We start from the raw sequence: 6,063 nt of genomic DNA on the forward strand, positions 1-6,063 counted from the left end.
ATTGACGCTGCGGACGACGAGCAGCCTCGTAGACTCCATTGCATGGACGTCCGACAAACCAAAGATCGTTGATCCGGGGACCGGCGAAGTCGCCAGGCCGGCAGCGGGCCAGCCAGATGCAGTCGTTACGTTGATGGCTCAAGTCAGTTTGAACGGGTACTCGGACACCCGATCGTTTGTTTTGACGGTGAAGGCGCAAGCGAGTGCCAATAGCAAGCCAATCGCTTCGATTATACCGCAAATTGATCTGACGGTCGGAGGAGCGGTATATGAGATTCCATACTCCGCTTTGGCGACTGATCCCGACGGGGACGAACTGACAATTACCGGTATTACGAGTTCAGCTGCAATTCAGGTCGTGAAACAAGCAAACTCGCTAAGCATTCGAGCGGTGTCAGCCGGCCTTCCCTTTCTTTGGGTGACCGTCAGCGACGGTAGGGGCGGTTCGGTCACCGTCATCATAATAGTCAGGATTTCGGCTGCGCCGATAGGTTTTGACTTGCCTCTCCACGCAGCCTCAGGAGGAGTAAATTCGTAGGTTCAAACCGAACATCATACGTTTCGTTAAAGCCTCTTTGGAGATTCATCGGCGAACGTCGGGAATCTTTCGAAGAGGTTTTTTGCAACCCGCCGGAATTGTGTTTCCTTTGTCCCAAAAATATAATAGTAATGCGAACGCTACAATGAGGAAGGCGGTCCCCATGCCGATTATTTATACGGAATTAACAATCAGGGCGCCTATTCAGCGGTGCTTCGATTTATCGCGCAGTATCGATATTCATATGCAGTCTACAGCCAAATCCCGGGAGAGAGCCGTTGCGGGCGTCACGAGCGGCCTGATCCGCCTGGGGGAAACGGTCACTTGGGAAGCCGTTCATTTGGGAGTGAGGCAGCGATTGACGGTGCGCATAACCGAATATAGTGAACCTTCCTATTTCGTAGACGAAATGGTGAAGGGCGCCTTCCGGTCGTTCGTGCATCGGCACGAATTCGGCGAAGCGGACGGACAGACGATGATGAAAGATACGTTCGACTACGTTTCGCCTTTAGGCTGGCTGGGGAGGGCGGCCGATAAGCTGTTCCTCGAAGCCTATATGCGCCGGTTTTTGCTTGAGCGTAATAGGTATATCAAGCAGGTTGCCGAAGGGGAGCAGGAGCTGCCGAAATAATGGAGAAAGTTACCCTGGGACGGTGTTACGATGAGATTCGAGATGCAATCCGTAATGAATTCTTCGCCCGAGGAGCTATGGCGTTACTTGAGCGATACCCGCATCTTTCGGCAAGTGGCCGCTCCGCTGATGACCTTTGAAAGCATGGACCATAAAGGCCTGCCGGCAAACTGGGCCGAGGGGAAGTCGTATAAATTGGCGATGCGGGCATTCGGAGTGGTGCCGTTGGGACATCATAGTATTACATTCGTGGCGATCGACGAGCACAGCCGATCCGTGAAGACCCGGGAAACCGGACTTCTAATCCGATCATGGAGGCACACGATGAAGGTTGTCGTGGATTCCAACGATAAGACCATCTTTCGCGATGAGCTGGACGTAAGAAACGGCTTGCTCACTTGGCCTACATTTGTCGGAGCCTACTTGTTCTTTGGGTACAGGCATTGGAGATTCAAACGTCTCATCGACAAAGGGGTTCTGGCAGAAGACCGGGAATGACCGATATTGTTACGACCCTGTGTGCGCCTATAGCCACCCGGGGGCTTTGTTCTTGCGAAAAAACTTCAGATATTGCATGATAAGAATGAACTGTTTTTGCAACGGTTACGTTTACTTGGATAAGGTCGTCGGAAACGGCCGGGGAGTACCGGATACATGCAAAAAGCAACGGATGGAGAACTGATGCGGCTCATTCGCGGACGGGATCGGGACGCCTTCGAGCAATTGTACGACCGTTATGTCAAGCTGGTCTATTCGTTTGCCTTGAAATCGGTTCGGAGCGAGCAGGCGGCCAAAGAAATCGTGCAATTGGTATTCACGCGATTATGGACGACGGAGAAAGGATATAATCCGGATAAAGGGCAATTCGTCAATTGGCTGATTACCGTGACCCGCAACATGACGATCGATTATGCCCGCAATCAGCGCAAGCATGAGTCAATCGTGGCGATCGAACCGGACCAATGGGTCAAAATACCGGACGACAGCCTGAATACGCCGGAGGCAAAGGTTACGAGGCTGTGGGTGCGCGAGCAAATACGGGATGCTTATCATTTATTGTCCGACAATCAGATCAAGCTGATCGAGCGGGTGTATTGGGAAGGCTATACATTAAGCGAAATCGCTGAAATGAATAACGAGCCGCTCGGTACGATCAAGAGCCGGCTTCATCAATCGTTGAAGGTACTGCGCAAGCATTTGACCACGCAGGAGGAGGGGACATGACCATGGAGACGAAAAACGGACATCCTTGCGACTATTTATTCGATTGTTTGATAGGCGAGGCAACAGCTGCCGAGCGCAAGGCGTTTGAACGCCATTTGGCCGAATGTCCATCTTGCTCCAGGCAGTGGAATGAAATGCTCGAAGTGTGGAACAGCTTGCCGGGTGTTATGGACAGCTCGGAACCTCCGGACGGGCTGAAGGAAGAAGTGATGAAGTCCATTTTCGGAGCGGAGCGGAAGGGACCATCCAAAGAGCCGGCATCCGCAGCCGAGCCGAATCAACCGCTTGTTCCCGCACCGGAAGCCGGATACCCGCAACCCGCCAGGAAGCGCCATAGACGGAAATATGCTTGGGGGACGACGGTCGCGGCCGTTTTTCTGGCCGTATGCGTATGGTTCTATGCATCGCACGGAGAAGAATCGTTCGTTGTCAATGCGGTCGAGCAGCCGCTCTATGTCGAACAAACATATGTGCTCAACGCGGCCGATAACAACGTGAACGAGGCGCAAGGCACCGGCTGGATCGTCTGTCAAGGAAACAAAAAGAAGCTTGTGCTGAATACGAGCGGATTGGCCACGACGAGCAATGACGAAGCGTACCAGGTATGGCTGATCCATGACGGCAAACGGCAAAATGCCGGGACGTTCTGGGTCGATCCGAAAGGCAATGGAGTGCTCGTGTACGATTTGCCGCGGAGAGACGCGGAGTTTGACACGATCGGAATCACCCTCGAGCCGGATTCCCGCGGTACGCAACCTCGAGGCAAGAAAGTGCTTGGCAATTAATGCGGCAATAAAAGAAGGACTACCGGCATCGTTCACCGGGAGTCCTTTTTATGTCCAGTATTTATTTCGGATTGTTCAGCACCGGGGTATACGAAGAGGCGATGAACGTGTCGACCTTGGCTTCGGAGATGACCTGCGGATAAAATTTGTTCGGGTCCGGCTCATGCAGCACGTAAGTGATTACGGCATTGCCGTCTTCTCCGAACTCGATGGCCGATACGGAAATGCCGTAGCCCGGATTCGGTCTGTCCGCCCATACAAGCGTCACCTTGTTTACTTCGTCGTTGACCTTCGTTACGTTCAGCTTAATATCCGCTTGCTGGGCAGGCGGCTTCGGCAAAGGCTCGTGCTGCTTGGAAAATTGGATGGCCGCATGAAGCATACGCGCCGCTTCGCTGCGGGTAATTTCTTTTTTCGGATAAAAGTATCCGTTGTCGAGCTCGGTCATTTTCCCGAGAAGCAAGTTCTGGATGCTGTTCATGTATGCTTTCGTCACTTCCTGCTCGTCCTTCAGGACGACGTACATTTTCACGAACGCATAATCGCCTTTAGCGATCAAGGCGTGAAACAGCAGGTCTGCATATTGTTCCTTCGTCAGCTTCTGCATCGGATCCGCATCTTTGGGAATCGGCACTCCATTCAACGAGGCATACAGAAACGATTTGGCGTACCAAGCGTCATCCGGCACATTCGTAAATGTATCGCTTGCTTTCGGTTCTTTGATAAATCGGATGTGATCGATATTCAAATCGAACGCTTTGACGAGCATGGCGACCGCTTGAGCCATAGTCACGGTTCCTTTCGGCGCGAAAATCTGTTCCGTCACTCCATTAACGATACCCGCTTTCTGAAGGGCGGCGATTTGCGCTTCATTCGGATCGCCTGTAGTGTCGGTGAATGCATATACGGAGCCTCCGAGCATCATGAGCAGCGCCAGTACGGCAGCCATCGCGATTGTCAAACGTTTTCTCATTTCTTATCACCCGCTTAGTTGAGATTGGGATTGCGATCGATCGTTCCAACCTTACAAACGAGGCCTGGCAGGAAAAAGTTGCACCTTTCTGTTTTTTATTTACGGAGACGAGCTTTTCAGCCCGTCAGTCTGGCGTTTTTTATCCGACGAATTAATCGTTCAGACCGGCTCTGCACGTTCCAGAATCGGAGGCGGCATCGGTTAGAGAGTAGGCGATCAAGGTAACGGATTGTCCGGTTTCCCGTTTCAATCGCTCCTCGAGTCGTACGATTTCATTGATCAGTGATGGATTTTCATTGAAATCGGTATATGCATATTCATCGATTGTGGACAAGGAACACACTCCTATTCGGCAAAGTTGCTGATGAATACCCCTAGAGTCACCGGAAGGGGGCGGAACTATTCATCAAGACCGGGTATTTTTGCAAGAATGATTCGGAGTTGACGTTCCGGACTTGCATTTCGTATAATATAGGAACAAACGTTCTGTTCTGGAGGGCTGTTCTTATGGATAAAATTTCGGTCGAATGCAGCGCGGATCGGCAGCATGAGGAAAATATTCGTTCCTTGGCCGTGGCCATGTTTACGGAGAAGGTGGCTATCGTGACCGTCAAGGGCGATCTGGAGCACCAGACGATCCAGGGACGCATCACGAAGCTGGACAAGGAGCGGAAAAGAATCAAGATCGAGAATGCGGAGGAATATTGCTGGGTGGATTTCCCGGACGTGGCGGGGATTGAGCTCGTTCTCGATTGAACGTCGCTTTGCCTGTATGGTATGCTTAAGATCGGTATATCGCATAAGCAAAATGATATTGGAGCAGAGTGAATCGGATGATCGTATCGGAAAACATAGCAGGCAAGTTGAATGAGTTTGCGGAGCAAGCCCATGATTTGATCTTCTTATTGAGAGCGAAGCAAAACGACGAAGGAATCAGCAGCTTGTCCGCCAAAGAAATGGCAGCCGTTTTGAATACTTCCATTCCGGCCGCCAAGGAGAGAATCGAGAAGCTGATCGGGTTGGGTTTGGTGGAGAAGACCGGCTCCAACTCGTACAAGGTCATTCATTCGGACCTGGAACGGACGCACTATGGCGTCGTGACCGGACTGACGCGGGTTCTGTCGGATATGCCGAACGCCTCTTACAAGGAGCAAGCGGAAGCATTGGGGATTTCCCAAAAGGAATTGGAGATCGTCTACGGACTACTCGTATACTTGATTCGTACATAATCGATTAATCCCATGAAAAGCCCCGGATTCCGGGGCTTTTACAATGCAAATGTTGCAACTACAGCAAATCTCGGAAACGGCGGTTTTCGGGATTGCGCAGCTGTTTTTTGGATACAAAGGCTATGCCGGAAATCGAAATGACGATGAGCAGGCAGCTTTCGAAAAATGAAATGTAGCCGTCGTTGGCCCACATAAACGTCAAAAACATGAGCAGCCACATGTTCACATAGATGTATTCGTACAAAAGTCTCAGCATGTCAACCTCCTGCGCTTCATTCTCTCTCTATTTTATGAAATAATGATCAAAAAATGAAGGGCAAGACAATCTTTACCTCAATACGTTTGGGGTTCCGGCGTATTTATCGGGATGCGGTGCCCGCCGCTTTGGGAGCCGCCATGCTGTCCGCTCCAGCCGCCATGTCCGTCATGGTGACCGCCGTGCTGACCGCCGTGCTGACCATCCCAGCCGCCATGTCCGCCTTGCCAACCGCCGTGCTGACCGTCCCAGCCGCCATGTCCGCCTTGCCAACCGCCGTGCTGTCCGTCCCAGCCGCCATGCCCGCCTTGCCATCCGCCATGCTGTCCGCCCCAACCGCCGCCATGTCCGCCTTGCCAACCGCCGTGCTGACCGTCCCAGCCGCCATGTCCGCCTTGCCATCCGCCATGCTGTCCGCCCCAACCGA

11 protein-coding genes are annotated in these 6,063 nt (G+C 52.1%); 7 read left to right on the top strand and 4 right to left on the bottom strand.

Annotation, left to right across the window (positions count from 1 at the left end):
- From FE784_RS40685 to FE784_RS05840, 5 genes are all read left to right on the top strand, one after another.
- On the top strand, positions 1–538 hold a 538-nt coding region (locus FE784_RS40685), incomplete at its 5' end, for an immunoglobulin-like domain-containing protein (protein WP_176705990.1).
- Between the two features lie 163 nt (positions 539–701).
- A complete protein-coding gene (locus FE784_RS05825) occupies positions 702–1,169 on the top strand; it encodes an SRPBCC family protein (RefSeq protein ID WP_139601204.1) in 468 nt (155 codons plus the stop codon).
- A gap of 30 nt (positions 1,170–1,199) precedes the next feature.
- Positions 1,200–1,667 carry a hypothetical protein gene (locus FE784_RS05830; RefSeq protein ID WP_139601205.1) on the top strand — a complete coding sequence of 156 codons (468 nt, stop codon included), beginning with the start codon at positions 1,200–1,202 and terminating at the stop codon, positions 1,665–1,667.
- A 156-nt stretch (positions 1,668–1,823) separates the two neighbouring features.
- On the top strand, positions 1,824–2,393 hold the full coding sequence (locus FE784_RS05835; RefSeq protein ID WP_139601206.1) for an RNA polymerase sigma factor: 570 nt from the start codon (positions 1,824–1,826) through the stop codon (positions 2,391–2,393).
- Positions 2,390–3,178 (top strand): anti-sigma factor, encoded by a 789-nt coding sequence (locus FE784_RS05840; protein WP_139601383.1) that lies wholly within the window; start codon positions 2,390–2,392, stop codon positions 3,176–3,178. The genes FE784_RS05835 and FE784_RS05840 overlap by 4 nt, the downstream gene beginning before the upstream one ends.
- Positions 3,179–3,239: 61 nt before the next feature.
- Here FE784_RS05840 and FE784_RS05845 read toward each other — a convergent pair whose 3' ends face one another.
- A complete protein-coding gene (locus FE784_RS05845) occupies positions 3,240–4,151 on the bottom strand; it encodes an S-layer homology domain-containing protein (protein WP_139601207.1) in 912 nt (303 codons plus the stop codon).
- 151 nt (positions 4,152–4,302) lie between these two features.
- The gene (locus FE784_RS05850) at positions 4,303–4,485 is read right to left on the bottom strand and encodes a hypothetical protein (RefSeq protein ID WP_139601208.1); all 183 of its coding nucleotides are present in this window, start codon (positions 4,483–4,485) and stop codon (positions 4,303–4,305) included.
- 173 nt (positions 4,486–4,658) lie between these two features.
- Between FE784_RS05850 and FE784_RS05855 the strand changes: the two genes are divergently transcribed.
- The gene (locus tag FE784_RS05855) at positions 4,659–4,907 is read left to right on the top strand and encodes a hypothetical protein (protein WP_139601209.1); all 249 of its coding nucleotides are present in this window, start codon (positions 4,659–4,661) and stop codon (positions 4,905–4,907) included.
- Positions 4,908–4,984: 77 nt separating this feature from the next.
- Positions 4,985–5,380 (top strand): hypothetical protein, encoded by a 396-nt coding sequence (locus FE784_RS05860; protein ID WP_139601210.1) that lies wholly within the window; start codon positions 4,985–4,987, stop codon positions 5,378–5,380.
- 58 nt (positions 5,381–5,438) lie between these two features.
- Here the strand turns inward: FE784_RS05860 and FE784_RS05865 are convergent, their stop codons facing one another.
- Positions 5,439–5,636 (bottom strand): hypothetical protein, encoded by a 198-nt coding sequence (locus tag FE784_RS05865; RefSeq protein WP_139601211.1) that lies wholly within the window; start codon positions 5,634–5,636, stop codon positions 5,439–5,441.
- Positions 5,637–5,713: 77 nt separating this feature from the next.
- Positions 5,714–6,063: hypothetical protein (locus FE784_RS05870; RefSeq protein WP_218103752.1), on the bottom strand; the 350-nt coding region annotated here is incomplete at its 5' end.

The organism is Paenibacillus hemerocallicola, from assembly GCF_006265175.1.
GTDB classification, from domain to species: Bacteria; Bacillota; Bacilli; order Paenibacillales; family NBRC-103111; genus Paenibacillus_AB; species Paenibacillus_AB hemerocallicola.